Here is a 1,566-nt window from a genome sequence, read left to right on the forward strand (position 1 = left end):
CCCCGTGGGGAGTCACCCCTTTCAGGGGAGGCTAATCTTCTTAAACGCTTTGTAGTTTAAAACCGACGGACACGGCACGCCGTGTCCCTACAAAGCCAAAGTGCACGAAACACCTCGCCAGCTGCGCTCAGCTGGAGCAGCCTTATTGGGCAACTTGATGAGATATGTTCTGTTTCTGCGCATATACGCTTTGTTTTCCGCACAACCGCAATCTTTTTCTGCGCAGCAAAAAAGCTCCGCCACTTCCCGAATCTCTTCGGCTCGTGGCGGAGCTTCTTTATTTTCCCTCAGCTGTCCCGCTCAGGCACAGCGCTCAGGTCTTACTTCTTCTTGCGTCCGTTCTTCCGTCTGGTTGCAGCTGCAACTGCAAACGCTGCCAGTGCGGTGGGAACCAGAACAACTGCAAACGCATCCTTGGTTTTCGGCGTGCTGCTGATGTTCTGTGCACGATAGCTGCCGCTTCCGCTGCTGCGATTGGAATAAGAGGTGTTGCTGGAATTGCTGCGGTTGCCGGTGGTGGTTGTACCGCCAGCAGCTGCTGTGGTCGTGGTTTCTCCTGCACTTGTGGTAGTGGAAACCGCCGGTGTCTGTTCGCCGTGATTTGCATCGGTATTGTGCGGTGTCGTCTCGGTCGTAACCTCGGTGGTTGTCTCAACCGGTGCGGTGGTCACTTCCGGCGTGGTCACAACGCCGATGTACTCATCGACCATGGTTACCACACGATCAACGCCCGCTGTTGTTGCGATCAGAACCGGTGCGCCGTTCTCGTCCCGAACCAGATTGCCCTCGCCGTCCAGCTCATAGGTGAGAATCGAAACGGTGCCGTTCTCTTCCAGCTGGAAGTAGATCGGTGCAGCGATGAGATAATCCACCGGTGCCAGCGTCTCGGTCAGGCAGTACGGTACGCCGACCTCCACATTCCGGATGACGTGGGATGCGCCCTCTTCAGATACCCAGGAATCGATGACGTTGCCGTCCAGATCGGAAACCTCCAGCGATGCGCCGGCGATCTCAACCCCTGCGGTGTCGCACTTGCGGATCACAACGCCCTCTTCCACAATCGGAGTGGTCGTAGTTTCCTCGGTGGTGGTTGTCTCTTCCGTGGTGACTTCCTCCGTGGTCGTCTCCTCGGTGGTAGTTTCCTCCGTGGTGCTCTCTTCGGTGGTTGTCTCCTCCGTGGTTGTCACAACTTCTGTGGTGGTTCTCTCTTCGGTTGTGGTCTCCCCGGTGGTGATGACAGTTGCCAAAGCCGTGGTGGTTGTCGTTGTCGTCGTTGTGGCAGTTGTTGTTTCAGTAGTCGTTCCGCTGGTCGTCGGTGTCGTCGGGCCGGCAGAAGTCGGGGTAGTCTGTGCGGTAGTCGTTGTGCTGCTAGTTGTGGTGGTCACGGTAGTCGTGGTCATCGTCGGGCCAGCCGAGGTGGGCGTGGTCTGTGCGGTGGTGGTTACCGTGGTGGAAACTGTGGTAACTGTCGTTGCAGCTGTGGTGGTTTCCGTGGTTGTGGTAGTCGTTGCTGCGGTAGTTGTTTCGGTAGTCGTTGCCTCAGTCGTGGTCTCCTCTGTGGTGGTC

The 1,566-nt window shown here is 57.2% G+C and carries 1 protein-coding gene; it reads right to left on the reverse strand.

Features of this window, described 5'->3' with window-relative positions; genetic code table 11:
• Positions 1-320: 320 nt before the first annotated feature.
• Positions 321-1,566: hypothetical protein (locus tag QZL66_RS07545; protein WP_293601975.1), on the reverse strand; the 1,246-nt coding region annotated here is incomplete at its 5' end.

This window comes from Ruminococcus sp. CAG:330, assembly GCF_000437175.1.
In the GTDB taxonomy this organism is placed as follows: domain Bacteria; phylum Bacillota; class Clostridia; order Oscillospirales; family Ruminococcaceae; genus Ruminococcus_C.